This is a genomic window from Corynebacterium poyangense (assembly GCF_014522205.1).
Taxonomy (GTDB): Bacteria; Actinomycetota; Actinomycetes; order Mycobacteriales; family Mycobacteriaceae; genus Corynebacterium; species Corynebacterium poyangense.
Genome location: NZ_CP046884.1, coordinates 1,685,502 through 1,701,662, shown reverse-complemented (window position 1 = coordinate 1,701,662; position 16,161 = coordinate 1,685,502). Strand labels below are relative to the sequence as shown.

The 16,161-nt window shown below is 53.5% G+C and carries 15 protein-coding genes and 1 riboswitch; of the genes, 10 read left to right on the top strand and 5 right to left on the bottom strand.

Annotated features, from left to right (window positions below; genetic code table 11):
* The first annotated feature begins 254 nt into the window (after positions 1-254).
* A riboswitch (cyclic di-AMP (ydaO/yuaA leader) is annotated at positions 255-431 on the top strand.
* A gap of 12 nt (positions 432-443) precedes the next feature.
* The 5 genes from GP475_RS07960 (at position 444) to GP475_RS07940 (ending at position 5,360) form a co-directional block, all read left to right on the top strand.
* Positions 444-1,058, top strand: a complete 615-nt coding sequence (locus GP475_RS07960) for a C40 family peptidase (RefSeq protein WP_187973890.1) — start codon at positions 444-446, stop codon at positions 1,056-1,058.
* 215 nt (positions 1,059-1,273) lie between these two features.
* Positions 1,274-2,329: a C40 family peptidase gene (locus GP475_RS07955; RefSeq protein WP_224400574.1), complete on the top strand. Its 1,056-nt coding sequence runs from the start codon at positions 1,274-1,276 to the stop codon at positions 2,327-2,329.
* A 22-nt stretch (positions 2,330-2,351) separates the two neighbouring features.
* On the top strand, positions 2,352-3,479 hold the full coding sequence (locus GP475_RS07950; RefSeq protein WP_187973889.1) for a glycosyltransferase family 4 protein: 1,128 nt from the start codon (positions 2,352-2,354) through the stop codon (positions 3,477-3,479).
* Between the two features lie 129 nt (positions 3,480-3,608).
* Positions 3,609-4,601, top strand: a complete 993-nt coding sequence (locus tag GP475_RS07945; RefSeq protein ID WP_187973888.1) for an ROK family glucokinase — start codon at positions 3,609-3,611, stop codon at positions 4,599-4,601.
* Between the two features lie 18 nt (positions 4,602-4,619).
* On the top strand, positions 4,620-5,360 hold the full coding sequence (locus GP475_RS07940; protein WP_187975859.1) for a lysophospholipid acyltransferase family protein: 741 nt from the start codon (positions 4,620-4,622) through the stop codon (positions 5,358-5,360).
* Positions 5,361-5,566: 206 nt separating this feature from the next.
* Here GP475_RS07940 and GP475_RS07935 read toward each other — a convergent pair whose 3' ends face one another.
* Entirely contained in the window at positions 5,567-6,298 is a 732-nt protein-coding gene (locus tag GP475_RS07935) for a glycosyltransferase 87 family protein (protein ID WP_262485261.1), read from the bottom strand.
* Positions 6,299-6,713: 415 nt separating this feature from the next.
* Here GP475_RS07935 and GP475_RS07930 point away from each other — a divergent pair, with 415 nt between their 5' ends.
* A complete protein-coding gene (locus GP475_RS07930) occupies positions 6,714-7,208 on the top strand; it encodes a polyadenylate-specific 3'-exoribonuclease AS (protein ID WP_187975857.1) in 495 nt (164 codons plus the stop codon).
* A gap of 76 nt (positions 7,209-7,284) precedes the next feature.
* Positions 7,285-8,673 carry a class II 3-deoxy-7-phosphoheptulonate synthase gene (locus GP475_RS07925; protein WP_187975856.1) on the top strand — a complete coding sequence of 463 codons (1,389 nt, stop codon included), beginning with the start codon at positions 7,285-7,287 and terminating at the stop codon, positions 8,671-8,673.
* 14 nt (positions 8,674-8,687) lie between these two features.
* Here GP475_RS07925 and GP475_RS07920 read toward each other — a convergent pair whose 3' ends face one another.
* A complete protein-coding gene (locus GP475_RS07920) occupies positions 8,688-10,931 on the bottom strand; it encodes a protein kinase domain-containing protein (protein WP_187973887.1) in 2,244 nt (747 codons plus the stop codon).
* Positions 10,932-11,023: 92 nt separating this feature from the next.
* On the opposite strand from GP475_RS07920, the gene GP475_RS07915 reads away from it, so the two are divergent.
* Positions 11,024-11,374: an Rv2175c family DNA-binding protein gene (locus tag GP475_RS07915; RefSeq protein ID WP_394367430.1), complete on the top strand. Its 351-nt coding sequence runs from the start codon at positions 11,024-11,026 to the stop codon at positions 11,372-11,374.
* 3 nt (positions 11,375-11,377) lie between these two features.
* Here GP475_RS07915 and GP475_RS07910 read toward each other — a convergent pair whose 3' ends face one another.
* The 3 genes from GP475_RS07910 to GP475_RS07900 are packed head-to-tail and all read right to left on the bottom strand — an operon-like array spanning position 11,378 to position 14,573.
* Positions 11,378-12,868, bottom strand: coding sequence for an alpha-(1->6)-mannopyranosyltransferase A (locus GP475_RS07910; RefSeq protein WP_187973885.1), 1,491 nt, complete (start codon positions 12,866-12,868; stop codon positions 11,378-11,380).
* Between the two features lie 2 nt (positions 12,869-12,870).
* On the bottom strand, positions 12,871-13,947 hold the full coding sequence (locus GP475_RS07905) for a polyprenyl synthetase family protein (RefSeq protein WP_187973884.1): 1,077 nt from the start codon (positions 13,945-13,947) through the stop codon (positions 12,871-12,873).
* Between the two features lie 44 nt (positions 13,948-13,991).
* Positions 13,992-14,573, bottom strand: coding sequence for a GNAT family N-acetyltransferase (locus GP475_RS07900; protein ID WP_187973883.1), 582 nt, complete (start codon positions 14,571-14,573; stop codon positions 13,992-13,994).
* 133 nt (positions 14,574-14,706) lie between these two features.
* Between GP475_RS07900 and GP475_RS07895 the strand changes: the two genes are divergently transcribed.
* Together GP475_RS07895 and GP475_RS07890 are read left to right on the top strand one after the other, a co-directional pair.
* A complete protein-coding gene (locus tag GP475_RS07895; protein ID WP_187973882.1) occupies positions 14,707-15,183 on the top strand; it encodes an SAV_6107 family HEPN domain-containing protein in 477 nt (158 codons plus the stop codon).
* A 164-nt stretch (positions 15,184-15,347) separates the two neighbouring features.
* Complete coding sequence (locus GP475_RS07890) at positions 15,348-15,743, top strand: DUF3040 domain-containing protein (protein ID WP_187973881.1); 396 nt, start codon at positions 15,348-15,350, stop codon at positions 15,741-15,743.
* Positions 15,744-16,161 lie beyond the last annotated feature (418 nt).

The window sequence follows — 16,161 nt, the reverse complement described above, 5'->3', positions numbered from 1 at the left end:
TTGTTGCGTGAAAACATCCCAGGTAGATCTGGGTTTTTTGCTTTACGCCCTGAGGTTCACCCTTTCTGTAACGGTATGATAACGGTTTGAAAAAAGTTGGGTATCGAACCGATTTCTTCTTTATTACAGGCTTGCGGGGGAAATTTTTTAGCGTGGGGATTGGACAAGGCTGTAATGATTTCGTAATCTATTCGAGACATTGCGGCACCGAAGCTGTCCCACAGCGTCAGGTCCGGGCCGTGCTGATCGAACCGACAACTACAAAGCCGAATCTGATTCCCTGGAAACACAGCTGGGGATAGGAACCGGGGAACCGAATAGTTTTCTGGGGTTTGTCTCCTACGAGAGCGAAGGCACGTTCGTGGAGTAGGCAGAGAAGTCTTCCTTCTTTCAACCCGACAGCTAACCCGGTAGGCGAACAGGAAGATTTGGAGTTTTCTCTCGTGGCTAAGCACCGTCGCCAGAACCTGAACAACACCCGCCGGGTGGCTGCCGCCTCCGCTCTCGCTGTAGGCGCTACCGTTCTCGCTAACCCAGCCGCTCACGCTGCTGACATCACCATCCCGGGCACCGGCCTTAACTTCCAGGCCGATGTGGAAAATATCCCGGGCGTTGCCAACGTCCCCGGAGTTGAGCAATTTGTTCCTGCCCTCCAGGGTCAGGCTGCTCCGGTAGATATTCAGGGAGCCATTGCTAACGCTGCTTCGCAGACCTCCTCCGGAAATGCCATCGTGGATGCAGCACGTTCCAAGATCGGCGCTCCCTACGCGTGGGGCGCAGCTGGCCCTGACGCTTTCGATTGCTCTGGTTTGGTTTACTGGGCACATCAGCAAGTTGGTAAGCACATCCCGCGTACCTCCCAAGCTCAGGCTGCTGCCGGAACCCCCGTGCCGCTCTCTGATCTTCAGCCCGGCGACGTTGTGGCTTTCTATGGTGGAGCTTCCCATGTGGGAATCTACGTTGGAAACAACACCATCATCGACGCGCTGCAGTCTGGGACTCCGGTCGGTGAGCGTCCGCTGAACTACATGCCCATTCACTCTGCGGTTCGCTTCTAACTCAAAGAATGCGTGAACCCATCTGCTACCCCACAGGATCAGCAGATGGGTTTCATTCTGTCTTTCTTATTAACTTTAATCACAATATTCACGCTGGTCACGGACGATCGCGGGATTCGGTAATCCGATATGCGTCGTTCTATAGTAATTCTATAGTGAAATGAAAATTAGCCTGTTACCTGATACCTGAGCCTGTGAGAATAGGGGAGTAGCGCATGTCAGTTATGTCGGGGAGTATTTCTGGGAGAATCTCCTCTCGCTGGAAGCATTCTTTGGCTATCTGTACGGTAAGTTGTGCCGCAGCAGTTTTGCTGAATCCAGGAGCTGCACAGGCAGATGAAGTTGATGATCTCATTGCTCAGATGGAAACCGTATCTCGGGAGGCTGGGCAGCTCAACGATGAGGTTCTGAAACTCAACGAGGATATCCAACAGGCCCAAACTGCGGTTGATCAAAGTCGTACTGCAGTTGATGAAGCGGTAGCTCGGGCAACCCAGGCTCAAGCGGTGCAAAAAGAGCAGCAGGTAGTAGTAAATCGGATTGCCGGGGCCCGGTACCGTGGGGCCACTATTGATCCGATTACCAACGCTATTTCAGCCGAGAATCCACAAAACGCCATTGACCGCGCTGCTTACATGGGGGTACTGGCAAAACAGGCCTCAGAGGCTTATGAGCAGTTAGATAAGGCGACGAGAGAAGCTGCCGAAGCTCATTCCTACGCCTCGGCTAATCGCGCTGCAGAGGTATTGCGCCTTGGGGATCTAGAACAAAAGCGCAAAGATTTTGACGCGGAAAAGGCGAAACTTGATGATCGGATTGGGCAGATCAAGGCTCAGGTTGATGGTCTAAGCCCAGAAGCCCGTCAACGGTGGATTTCGCGGTTCCACCCCGTAGAAGGCGTTAATCTCGCCGGAATTTTTGGCTCGGAGAGCGGCTTGGCGGCCGTAAAAGCGGCGATGAGTAAGCAAGGCGCACCATATGGTTGGGGTGCCGCGGGCCCCGACGTCTTCGATTGTTCAGGGCTGATGTTTTGGGCCTATCAGCAACAAGGAAAAACTATCCCGCGTACTTCTCAGGCTCAAATGGCCGGTGGTACTCCCGTGGCAAAGTCTGACCTACAGCCAGGTGACATCGTCGGTTTCTATCCGGGAGCCACCCATGTTGGCATGTACATCGGCAACGGGCAGATAGTTCATGCTTCTGATTATGGTATTCCGGTGCAGGTAGTTCCGCTGGATTCCATGCCCTTTTATGGGGCAGCTCGCTACTAGGGTTCGCTGACTACCTATTTCTATGTCTCAACGCATTCTGCTGGTGACCAATGATTTTCCGCCTCGGATCGGTGGGATACAGTCTTATCTCCGGGATTTTCTTTTCACCTTAAATCCTGCGGACATCTGCGTCTTCGCATCCGTCCAAGACCCATCGGCGGCAGTCAAACACGACGCTGAGTTTCCGATCGAAGTTATTCGGTGGCCGCATAAAATCATGCTCCCTACTCCGGCAACCGCCCGTCGGATGCAAGAAATTATCCGGGAAAAGCGGATCGAAACCGTGTGGTTTGGTGCAGCAGCACCCTTAGGGTTGCTGGCTCCACATGCTCGCGCTGCGGGCGCTCGATGCATTATTGCTTCTACTCACGGACATGAAGTGGGCTGGTCAATGCTGCCGGGGGCTCGTCATGTGCTTCGCCGGATTGGTAATAGCGCTGATGTGGTGACCTATATCTCCGAATACACTCTAGGTAGATTCCGCCCGGCCATGGGAAATCATCCCAGCTACCGACACCTACCTTCCGGGGTTGATGTCGAGCTTTTTCATCCCCTCGATACACAGCAGCGCCAGGCGGTTCGTCAGGAGCATGGATTTGGTTCCGATCCGTTAGTTGTGTGCGTGTCTCGTTTGGTGCCCCGCAAAGGTCAGGACCAACTAATTCGCGTCTGGCCCAGAGTAATTCAGAGGTTTCCGCGAGCTCGTTTAGTGATCATCGGCTCAGGGAGAGATGGCCGTCGCTTAGCGAAGTTGGCATCCCAAAGCGGGGCCTCAGAACAAATTCATCTACTCGGATCCCTAGATTTTGATCACTTGCGTGCCCTTCTAGCCTCCGCAGACATAGCCGCAGTACCGGTGCGAACCCGCGGTGGAGGGCTCGACGTCGAGGGGCTTGGCATTGTGTATCTTGAGGCTCAGGCTAGCGGAGTGCCAGTGATTGCAGGAGACTCCGGGGGTGCTCCGGAAACGGTCACTCCTGAATCCGGCATTGTGGTTCCGGGCAAAGATCAAGATGCTCTCTATGTGGCCTTAACTGACCTTCTAGCCGATCCTCAGCGGCGTCGTCTCATGGGAGAGGCCGGACGCCGGCATGTCTGCCAGAACTGGACTTGGGACGTGATGGGTCAACGGCTACAGGCCTTGTTATAGCAAGCAAAGTCAGTGCAGCCACTCTCAGTGATGTTGGGACTTGCAGGTATAATCGGGCCATTAGACTTGCGAATTTCTACTAATCCACCATTATGATGCGCCTACACCTGTGGCGGGAAAGATAGCGACATGGCAGTAGCCTCAACGGCGGGGACCTCCACCATTGGTTTTGATATTGGCGGTACGAATATGCGCGCCGGAGTGGTGACTGCCGATGGGAAAATCCTTGAGCAAATTTCGGTTCCCACGCCGCGGTCATCGTCGGGAATGGAAGAGGGAATAGCTGAGCTGGTAGCCGAGCTATCAGCTAAGCATCGCATTAGCGGCGTGGGTCTTGCTGTGGCAGGTTTCTTAGATCCGGAATGTGAAATTGTTCGCTTTGCTCCTCATTTGCCGTGGCGAGACACCGCGGTGCGACCACTCCTGGAGGATTTGCTCGGTCTTCCTGTTCGTCTGGAACACGATGCGAATTCAGCGGCGTGGGGCGAGCATGTATATGGGGCGGCTCAGGGAGTGCGAAACTGGGTTCTCCTTGCCATCGGCACTGGAATTGGTGCCACCATTATGATTAATGGTGAGATTTTTCGTGGCGCCTACGGCACCGCGCCAGAATTTGGCCATGTCTGCGTGGTTCCCAATGGTCGCCCCTGCGCTTGTGGAAAGTCTGGTTGTTTAGAACGTTATTGTTCCGGAACAGCCTTAGTAGATACCGCCAAAGACATGGCCCACGATCCTGCTCAGCACTGGAGCGCAAGCAAGCTGCATGATCGAATTTGCCGGGGAGAGCCCATTACCGGGCGTTCGGTGACCGAAGCCGCCTATACCGGTGACCCCTTGGCTTTGGCTGTCATGGAGGATTTTGCCTACTGGTTAGGTGAAGCCTTTGCGATGGTAGCTGACGTTATTGATCCTGAGTTGATTGTCCTCGGCGGGGGAGTATCTGCGGCAGCCGACCTCTACCTAGACACAGCAACGACGCAGTTTTCCCAACGGATTGTGGGCGCTGGCTACCGTCCCCTAGCTCGGGTGGTGCGTGCCGAATTAGGGGCCGACGCCGGTATGATTGGGGTTGCTGATTTAGCTCGGCACCGTGCTCGGGCTGCCCTATGTGAAAATTCCTAAAAACGGTTAAGGACGATGATGCACAACAGATGGTATTGGGCATTTAAGAATGTCTTTTTTGGTCCCTTTTTAAGAGTGTGGAATCGTCCCACGATTACCGGCCTAGACAACATCCCCAGCGAAGGGCCGGGGCTTATTGCATCCAATCACCAAGCCGTCATGGATTCTTTCTACTTTCCGTTGATGGTGCCACGGCAAATGACCTTCCCAGCAAAAAGCGAATACTTCACCACTCCTGGTGTGGTCGGAAGAATGCAAAAGTGGTTTTTTACCGCGGTAGGACAAATCCCGGTGGATAGAAATGACGCCCGCGCCGGAGACACCATCGTCGCCGCCGCAGAAGAAGTTTTTCAACGAGGTGATCTTTTCTGTATCTACCCCGAAGGCACTCGTAGTCCCGACGGCCGGGTCTACAAGGGACGCACCGGGATGGCTCGAATTGCCCTGCGTAGCGGCCTACCCATTATTCCGGTAGCAATGATCGGCAGTCGGGAGGCCAATCCGATTGGATCGTGGATCCCGCGCCCGAAGAAAGTCCGAATGATTATTGATAGCCCTATCTACCCGGCACATATTCTCGCTGAGCAGGGAATCACAGCTGAGGATCGAGAAGCGCCGCGGGCTATTACCGACTATGTGATGCACCGGCTAGCAGAACTTGCTGGTAAGCCTTATGTGGACCAGTACGCGTCGGATGTTAAAGCCTCCCTCGAGGCGGGTCATGGTTACCCTCCTGGAGCTGAGCCCTCCGGCAGATAAGTTTGAGGGTCGTGGGCGGAGACAATCGCTGGATAGCGTAGTCGGAACCACAACAAGATGAGGATCGCTAAGAAGACGTAGTCATTGCTGCTGAGCCAGGAAAGGACCGGCGAAGCCAACGCAGATCCCCAAAAGTGGAGACGCGAATAAAGGGCGATGCCGGTGATGAAACTGAGCCAGTAGGACCTACAAGACAACAGTCCTATCTAGAGGAAAGATAGCCATACCCAATGGTGCGTCCACGAGACTGGAGATACGAGTAGTCCGAATAACGCGCAAGCGTAGAGGCCGAGGAACTGGGCTGATGCAGGAGGTCTGTGAAACGGCTGTTTTTTAGGCCTTAGCGGTAGGACTACCCACCCAGTAACAATGGTGATGAGCAGTACCGCGAAGATCCAGAGCAGGAGGGCGGTATCCCCATCGACGTGGAGGCGAGTCAGGAAACCTCGAAGGGATTGTTGATCTGGGATACCTGCCCGGCCAATTCGGTCTACCTGGACTAGGGTGCGTAGCCAGTAATCTGCCGATTGATGAGGTAATAGGACAGCAGCTAAGAGGGAACAGGACACGGCGCTTATTACGCCGCGAAGGATAGCGCGCTTATCCCGGATGAAGAAAAAATAAAGCAAGAAAATTGCGGGAGTGAGTTTTATTGCGGCGGCGAAGCCAACGAGAAGTCCACGATGGCGTTGCCACGGTCCCCACAGATCCCAGATCACCAGGCCGGCGAGGATGAGGTTAATTTGTCCATAGCTGAGGGTGCGCCAGATTGGTTCACTGGGTAACAGAATAAGAAGCGCGATCACTGCCCGGGTTGACGGGGAATAATGGTGACCACTGTGGTTTTTGCGATGGCGAAGAGGAAGCCGGTCAAGTAGGAGAAAAAGTCGCAGTAGGACGATGAAGGTGATGAGCAGTGAGAAAGCGGCAAGCAGAATGGCGGCGAGATAATCCGGGAGGAGGGAGAGCGGGAAGAAGAGTAGGGCAGCGAAGGGGGGGGATAGGTGAAAGGCAATAGCCCACCGTTGGTGGCGAAGTACTGGCGATAGAGATCGACGTTTCTGCTGAGGCTGTGCCCGCCTGCCAGATATACTTGCAGGTCAACGGGGATAAGGGGAAAGCGGAACTGGCTGAATAGGGACCCCGGCAGGATTGATGCGATACCGAAAACTATAGCGAGGACACCTACGACACCGTAGTTGATTCCTCTGAGTCGGCCTTCACTGCGCATGAAGGAGAATGTATCAAGGGGGTCGAAGAGCAGATCAATTGAGAAGGCATTAGGCTAATAGTCCTAGGCATGAGAAACGAATGTCGCTTCAGCTAAAGCGATGGGGAAGGACGAGGCTGGTCGTGCGCTACTTCTACGACACCGAGTTCATCGAAGATGGGCACACCATTGAATTGATTTCTATCGGGATTGTTGCTGAAGATGGCCGGGAATACTATGCCGTGTCCACAGAATTCGATCCCGCCAAAGCTAATTCTTGGGTGGCGGAAAATGTTCTCGCTAAGCTACCGAGTCCGGGCACTGAGGCGTGGCGTTCAAAAGAACGTATCCGGGATGAGGTCCTTGAGTTCCTCACCGTCGGAAAAACTAGACCTGAGCTCTGGGCGTGGGTAGGGGCCTATGACCATGTGGTTCTTGCGCAGCTTTTCGGGGACATGAGTGATCTACCCCAAGCTATTCCTCGGTTTACTCATGAACTCAAGCAGTATTGGGAAATGGTTGGTAAACCGGTTTTACCGAAAACCCCCAGTGGAAACCATGACGCTTTAGTGGATGCGCGCCATAATTTAGAAAAGTTCAAGGTGTGTGAAGCAGCAACAATGCATCCACGTCGCTGACACGTCACCAGCGTTTTAAGGCTAATCGAGCACCTTGGCAGATATCCCGTCCATCAGCCATGATAAGAATGGAGGGGTGAGCTGGACTGTAGATATCCCTAAAGAAGCGCTTCCTGATCTTCCGCCGTTACCGGACGGGATTCACGAAGTATTTGAAGACGTTATTGCCCGTGACGCTAAGCAGCAACCCTCCTGGGACAAGGACCAGGCAGATACGGTGCGAAAGATTTTAGAATCAGTTCCGCCTATTGTCTTGCCTCCGGAGATTTATGCCCTTAAGCATCAACTTGCGGAAGTAGCCGAAGGTCGTGCATTTTTGCTCCAGGGCGGAGATTGCGCAGAAACCTTTGAATCCAATACAGAGCCGCATATTCGGGCAAATATTAAGACCTTGTTGCAAATGGCTGTGGTGTTGACGTATGGGGCCTCAACCCCGGTGGTAAAAATGGCGCGTATTGCAGGGCAATACGCTAAACCTCGATCCGCAGATCTCGATGCCCATGGTCTACCTAATTACCGCGGAGATATTGTTAATGGGGTAGAAGCCACTCCGGAGGCTCGACGGCACGATCCGGCGCGAATGATTCGGGCCTACGCGAACTCCTCAGCGGCGATGAATCTTGTCCGAGCATTGACTGGATCAGGTACTGCTGATTTATTCCGGTTAAACGAGTGGAACCGGGAATTTGTTACTAATTCACCAGCCGGAGCTCGCTACGAGGCCTTAGCTCAAGAAATTGAGCGTGGTCTTCGGTTTATGCATGCCTGTCAAATTGATGACACGAACTTGCGGACCGCTGATATTTTCTGCTCCCATGAGGCCCTACTGGTGGATTATGAGCGGGCAATGCTTCGCTTAGGTCAAGATGAAAACGGGGCCACTAAGCTCTATGATCTTTCTGCCCATCAGCTCTGGATTGGGGAAAGAACCCGTGGGCTCGAAGACTTCCATGTCAACTTCGCAGCAATGATTGCCAACCCGGTGGGCATTAAAATTGGCCCGACGGTCACTCCAGAAGAAGCCGTCGCCTACGCCAATAGATTAGACCCCGAGTGCGAACCAGGGCGCCTAACAATGGTGGCTCGGATGGGGCATGACAAGGTGCGCAGCGTCTTGCCAGGAATTATCCAAGCGGTGACAGAATCCGGGCACAAAGTGGTGTGGCAAACAGATCCGATGCACGGGAACACCTTTACCTCATCGAATGGCTATAAGACCCGTCATTTCGACAAGGTTCTCGATGAGGTTCAAGGTTTCTTTGAAGTACACCGTTCCTTGGGGACACACCCCGGTGGCATTCACATTGAGCTCACCGGTGAGAACGTCACTGAGTGTCTAGGGGGTGCTGAGGATATAACCGACGTCGATCTGCCAGGCCGCTACGAGTCTGCGTGTGATCCACGGCTAAATACCCAGCAGGCGCTGGAATTGTCTTTCCTCGTAGCAGAAATGTTGCGCCGTTAACGCTGGTGATTCGGCTAGAGCCCGTCGACCGTGACAACGGTAGACGGGGATACTTCTTCTCCGGCTTTCGGGCTTTGATGATATATCCGGGAAGAATCCTCATCGCTGCTTCTTATCCCTAAGCCGGCTGCTTCCAGTTTCTGGCGGGCGTCGGAGATTTTCGATCCGAGAAGACGGGGTACCTTAACCTTTTCCGGTGTTTTAAGAATCACCCAGGCATTTTCTGGATCTAAGTATTGCCCCTGTTCAGCGCTGATTTCCACCACGGTATCTGCACGATCAGCAACAGTATTAGGGGCAACTTCTACGCTTTTCACCTGAATTCCTTCAGCTCGAAGCTTCTCCTCGGCCTTATCTCTGGTTAACCCAACGACATCGGGGACCTTGATGGCGGTAGAGACACTGACATTTACCGCTGAGCCTTTAGCTAGCTCGACCCCCGGGAGTGGATCGGTGGCAAAAACAAGCCCGCTTTCGGCGTTGGCATCAAACTGGTGGCGGATATCTCCGAGTTTAAGGCCCGCCTTTTCTAGGACTTCCTGGGCCTTATCGAGCTCCATTTTCTTCACGTCAGGAACTTTGACCGGGGCAGGCCCTTTACTTAGGTGCACGGAAATCTGAGTATCGACATTGACGGTTTGACCCGGACTTGGGTCCACCCGAACGATTTTCCCTTCCGGGATGCTATCGGAAAACTCTTGCTCAGCGCGCTGATATACCAGAGAATGCTGGGTGAGAGCCTGTCGATAGGTTTCGGGATCTCGATTATCAGGTAGCGCCGGGATTACTGGTTTCCCTAGCGAGATTAACAAGGTAACACTGCGGCCGCGCACTTCCTTTTCTCCGGCGGCTGGATCAGTCCCAGCGGCCAAAGAGACCGTCGTGTTGTTATCGTAAACTTCGCGGACTTCAGTGCTAAAGCCCGCTTGCTCTAAAACACGGGTAGCCTCCTGTTCCCCCATCCCGAAAACCTGAGGTATTTCTCCATAACGACCTGATCCAAACCACCATCCGCCTAAGGCGATTGCCGCAGTTAACGCTGCGATGACCACGAGCCATAAAGCCAAAGTCCAGCCAGATCTATTAGACATGGGAGCTGAATGAGTGTGCGTTTCTCCAGGAGGGGGAGCATCTGGAGAAACTGGTTGACGTGCGGGAGCAATGGCACCACCGGGGACGTTAGGCTGAGCCAGGATACTTGTTTCGTGGGCAGCAGGATTGTCATTGAAAGAGGGTGCCCACGCTGGATCTGGTTCAGCCACACGAGTTTGTCGAATCACCTCAGTGAGATCCTCGGATCGAGAATTATCCGGATGATCAATAATGCCGGTAGGCTCTAAAGGTCCAGTTAAACCGCTAGTATCAGGGGGGATTTCCGCGGCACGGTGAGCCGCTGCGTTTTGTGGAATCGGCACGATATAGTTGGGGAATTTCAATTCCCGGGACACATCATCGAGAGCGGCTAAATATTCCTCGGCGTCGGTGAAACGCTGAGAGGGTTCCCGCGCTGTTGCAGTGGCGACGAGTTCATCAACCAAATGCGGAATGCCAGGCTCCGCAGCGGAAGGCGAGGGAACATCCTCTTTTAAGCGGTGATAAGCGTGATCAAGCTGGGTTTCGCCATGGAAGGGGGTGTGTCCAGTTAATAACTCATAAAATAAGATCCCGGCAGAATAGACATCGCTAGCTGTGGTAATTTCCCCGCCACTTACTTGTTCGGGAGACAAATACGACACTGTGCCAACGATTTTTCCGGTTTCGGTATTGCGCGAAGCTGCCCGCACCAACCCAAAATCGGCGAGTTTCACCAGGTGGTTATTGTTGATTAAGACGTTATCGGGTTTGATATCGCGATGGACCATACCCGCGTTGTGGGCTACTGACAGTCCAGTGAGCAAGCTTCGTATTACTCCTGCGGCGGCATACGGGGGTAATGGTCCAGTTTCAGCCAAAAGCTCCCGGAGAGTTCCGCCGGTAATTAATTCCATGACGAGGAAAATATGGTCTCCGTCGGAGCCGAAGTCATAGACGTTCACCAAATTGGGGTGAGAGAGTTGAGCCATAGCTCGGGCTTCTCGGCGAAACCGGGTACGGAAAACTGGGTCGGTAGCAAAGCGTTGGTCCATGACTTTGACCGCAACCGCTCGCGCTAGCCTTAAATCAACGCAGCGGTACACAGTTGACATTCCACCACGGGCAATCGGTCGATCGATCCGGTAGCGTGCTTCGAGGATATCCCCGACCTTCAGTTCAACCATGGCTATAAGTATGGACGATATGGGGGTCGACGTGCCACAAGCCCCCGCGAAGAGGTGTTAAACAGTGCTAAGGTAGCTGCGTGGCTGATAACATCAAATCTTCAGTTTTGTCTGCTGACGAACCTTTACTGGACGTGCCGGCTGTAGCAGAGCGCCTGGATGTTCCGGTAACCCACATCATCAATATGGTCAAGGAGCGTAAGTTGATTGCGGTGTGGGATCATGGAGTGCGCAAAATCCCGGCAGTGTTCTTGGGCGAAAAGGGAATCAATCGTTTTGTACCCGGCGTTATCACCTTGTTGTCCGACGGCGGATACCAGGATGGGGAAATTTTGCGCTACCTATTTAGCGAGGATGATTCTTTGCCGGGCCGTCCCGTTGACGCACTTCACGGTCATTTAGCGAGGGAAGTCATGCGTCGAGCACAGGCGATGGCGTTTTAAGACTTAGCTCACTGCTGGGGTATGGGTGAGGCTGACTCTTCGGCGAGGGCCGACGCAAAGATCGCTCATCACCCAAGCCGCGAGTCCGGACACGACCATCCACGCCAAGTTATAAAGCATGTGGTTTCCGGAACCCGAGAACGCCATGGTAACGACGATGGAGAGACCGATAACCCAGCGAACCAGAAGATGCGGTGGTTTGACGGTTCCCACCAAGGAAATCACGCTGGCGTAGTACCACGGCAGGGTCACCGAGTTAAAGATGAATGCTACAAGGTAGGCGGCGGCGGTGCCGGCGACAGCAGTTCGTGCGTTTTTGCGGAAGAGCCACCACACTATAACTAGTCCAAGCAGCATGAACCCCATGCTGACGGTGCGGAAAATGGCGAGGGGGGTGTTAAAGGAAAAGTCTTCATTCCCTAGTTGGAAGAAGGGGGTGATCAGGCTGGCAAGTAATGAGGGAAGTGCCAGGGGGTTAATGACCTTAGAATTCCCGCTGATTTGTGATAGCCAACCCCAGCTAGAACCAGATAGCCAGGTTACTAGGCTCACTACTGCAATTGTTTCGCTGAGAGCTATCGCCCCTGACACGAAGAAACTTATGATTCTAGGTCCCCAGGGGTCGCCTAATTGTCCGCCGTAGGTGCGTACTGCGAGCCACACGATGAAGGGAACAGCAATCGCTGCGGTAACTTTGAGAGACACCGCCAGCCCAATGAGGCCGATTCCGCTGAAGAAGTGCTTTTTTAAGGAGAGATAGATCCCGAGGCTTACGAGCCCGACCATGACGGATTCATTATGCATTCCCCCCACCATGTGGAGAACCATGACGGGGTTGGCGACACCGAGCCAAAGAGCCATGATCGGGTCTCCGCCGAGTTTGACGGCAATGCGGGGAATTGCCCACATGATGGCGAAGAACCCAGCAATGGAGACGAATTTATAGAGTAAAACCCCTAGGGTGACGTTATCGCCAACTATTTTGGTGATGGCATCGCCGAGCCATAAATGCAAGGGCCCGTAAGGGGTCGTGGTGTTTCGCCAGTCAAAGGAGACTTCGTGCAGCATGGGGCCGGGATCAATTGCTGCTCCCTGGGTATAGGGGTCAAATCCGTCGCGGATCATAGCCCCTTGCATGAGGTAGGAATACACATCCCTCGATAACATCGGGGCGGCTGGAATAAGGCAGAGAATCTGGGCAAGAAGTAGACGTCGTATCTTATACAGACGTTCAGATTCGCTATCGAGAGTGCAGAAAACATAGCGGCGTCCGGCTAAAGCCCAAGTGCCGACAATAAGTACCAGACCTAGGAAGAAACCTATATTCGAGAGGGCTGCACCGTGCCCGTAGGCGAGGAATCCGAGATGAAGAGCGTCGAGGACGCCACCGCGGTTTCGGGTAGCTCCGGCACCAAAGGAGCTGAAGGAAAGTAACAGAGTAGAACCGATGGTGAGGGAAAAACACGAGGGGAGTGTCGCGGCAGAAATTCTCACAATTAATACCGCCGTTCGGTAGCTTTGAGCGCTAATTCCTTGAGTAGGGTGAATACCTCGTCGGGAATGTGCGCTGAAGATAAATAATCAATGCCAGAGGCCTTTAAGTCACTGATCCTGGACTCGATGACGTCTTCAGCGCCGGTGTCTTGAATGATGCTGGTGAGTCGCTGGATGATGGCATCATCTTTGGTTCGTCCCACGTGCCGGCGAAGTTCGGCAGCGGCCGCAGGGTCATGGCGATCTGCGTAGGTTAAGGCAGTGCATAATAATTCCGTACGTTTCCCTTGTCTCAGGTCATCGCCAGCGGGTTTGCCGGTGATAGCTGGGTCTCCAAAGACCCCAAGAAGATCGTCACGGAGTTGGAATGCGACGCCAATATCTCGCCCATAATGACGAAGAGCGGAGATGACAGTGTCATCGGCTCCGGCGATAGCGGCGCCCAGGTGTAAGGGGCGCTCGATCGTATAGGCCGCAGTTTTATAGAGATTGACTGAATTGGCTGCAGCAATATCCTCGGTTCCGGCGGCTTCCAAGGAAATATCGAGCAACTGGCCGCCAATGACTTCGGTGCGCATTCCCCGCCAGGGTGCTCGGGCGCGGGTTAATGCTGCCGGGGATAGACCCGATTCCAAAAACATGTCTTCGGCCCAAACTAAGGCGAGGTCTCCGACTAAAATAGCCACTGATTCACCAAAATGATCTGCTGATCCGCACCAACGTGATTCCTGGTGGGTCCGGGCTACGCTTCGGTGGATGGTGGGATTGCCCCGGCGGGTATCGGAAGCATCAATTATGTCGTCATGGATGAGGGCGCAGGCTTGGATAAATTCCAGGGAGGAGATTGCGCGAATTACGGCGTCGGGGTCTTCTTCTCCGGACAGTCCACGCGCTGCTAAAAAACCAGTCCAGGCATAGAGAGGTCGGACTCTTTTGCCGCCTTCGAGGATGAAGCGAGATAGGTGACCGACAGCCTTGTCGACCGGTGCCCCAATGGTGCGGACTTCCTCGTGCCGGGAATCGATATAGTCGGCCAGAGCCTTAGTGACCTCGGCAGGGATTTCTTGATGAATATTCATGGGACGCGGACCTCTGGGACATGACGATGGGACCGTTCCCAACATTACCGACCGTTGCTGACAATGCTGGAATTGACTGGCAAAGCGGAATACAGCACGGCGAAAGGCCGTGAGTCCCCAGAAAAATAGTAGTTGCGGAGCAGATCTTGGAATCCTAGCGAACGATAGAGGTGAAAGGCGGCGTTAGATTCTTGAGGGACCTCGGGGGTAGAGAGCACGGCATAGTCGGCGGGCACGTGGTGGAGAAGCTGAGATATGAGCATTCGCCCTACTCCTCGAGATTGTCGAGAAGGCGCGACGTGAAGCTCAGCTACTTCAAAGAAACTGGACAAAATGTTTCGGTAGTGGGTGATGGGGGGAGAGTGGTGGGCGAGACCATGCTCAAGTTGGCGATACCACCAATGATCTGGAGTTCCTAGGAAACCGTATGCCACCCCGATGATGAAGTCCTGTTCTATCGCGCAGAGAGCGGTAAAGGCGGGGCGGGATGTGTCACGACGCCAATTCTCGATCTGGCGATTCCGAAGTGACGGACTATATCCCATTGCGGTCAGGTAGATGTCTACGAAGGCGGGACAATGCACCGAAAATTCAGGGATACTTAGGCGCCGAATTTCCACAGTCACAATCTCTATCGAACCATGAAACCTTGCGTGGTGGGACTAAATAAGGCAAAAACCTTCCGATGGGGTTGCTCAAGATGCTAAAATTAGAACAAAAGTTCGATTTTTTAAGTGGTGATGTCCGAGGCGCTATCTAGTGTCAAAGTCACAGCAACGCAGAAAGATTATTTTGGGAAAGGATGTGGAGATCGTGGCTCAGGTAATTTCAGCAACTACTCGTTTTAGTCAACCATGGCAGGGGCGGTCCTCTTTCCTTAGTCGTGCGCATTTTCTGCTTGCTCAAGCCATTGAGCAGCGCGCGGGGGGACACTATGCCCAAGCCTTCGAAAGTGCTTATCAAGCAGCTCTTCGAGTGGCGGGATCCCGGATATCCCAGTCAGCTCCAAAAAAGCGCCGTGCGGGGACTCAAGATGCTTGGCACAAGTTAGCGCTTATTGACAGCCAAGGTGAATATTGGGCGCAAGTTTTTCGGAGCTACCGGTCTCAGCGTCAACGGCTCCTGGCAGGAGCGCCGGATCTGCGAGACTCGAAGGTGGTAGATCGGCTAATCGAACAGGTGGAACAGTTCCTCGAAGAAGTAGAAAACGGGGGTATCTACTCTTCCGCAGCATAGTTTCTTTTCGGCGCTCATGATCGTTCTCTATATTTTTGGCGGCGCCTACGGAACAATCGCGCTAGCCTAAACGTTAATAGAGCTGTAAGGGTTCTTATCACGTCCGCTAAAATCACAGACCATGCTGATGTGATAGTGAAACGCATATCGCCGGGAGGAATGCTGTGTCATTATCAGACCAGGAGCGTCAGATGCTTCGCGAGATTGAGCAGTCTTTGCTTGCTGATGATCCTCGATTCGGGGCACGCGTGGGGCACGATGATAGCTATAGCAATCCGGTAAGTGGGCTCACCTTGCGTGGGGTAGCCTTAACCGTACTAGGGCTCGTCCTCCTGCTAGGCGGAGTGGCCTTAGCTCAAACCAGCCTATGGTGGGTAGCTCTAAGCGTGTGTGGGTTTGCCCTGATGCTAGGGTCGGGCATTTGGATGTTGCGCGGTGGACGCAGTGCATCGGAGATCAATTTTGGGCACAAACCACAGAAGAAACCATCACCATCACGTGGTTCTAGTCTAGGGGACCGTTTAGAAGATAACTTTCGGAGACGATTCGACAATCCCTAAACCATTATCCGTACCACTTCTAGTCCACACTAACTTCCGGTAGACTTTTACATCATCAACCCTGGTCTTGCCCTGATAAGGGGGACCAGGGTTTTCTTTGCTCCAGCTATCGTCGTCGAGAGGCTTCGCCACGTGTGCCGAGCCTTTTATCTTCGGATCCCCCACTTTCTCCCACTTTCAATCCCCACTCCTCCCCACTGACATACCTCCCGGCCAGTTTGCGAGGGGAGACTATAGTAAATGGCCCAGGTCAAGAGGGTTTTTGTGTAGTCTGTGATTATTGGTATTGATGAGTCGCAATACCAGTACTGTGCCTAAAGAGGTATTTGATGGGGGTATAGCGCCTTCTCCAGGTGTGTCAGCCTAGCGAGATTATTTGCTGTTTTTTCCTGGTTAACCTGGGAAAATGATAGTTTTC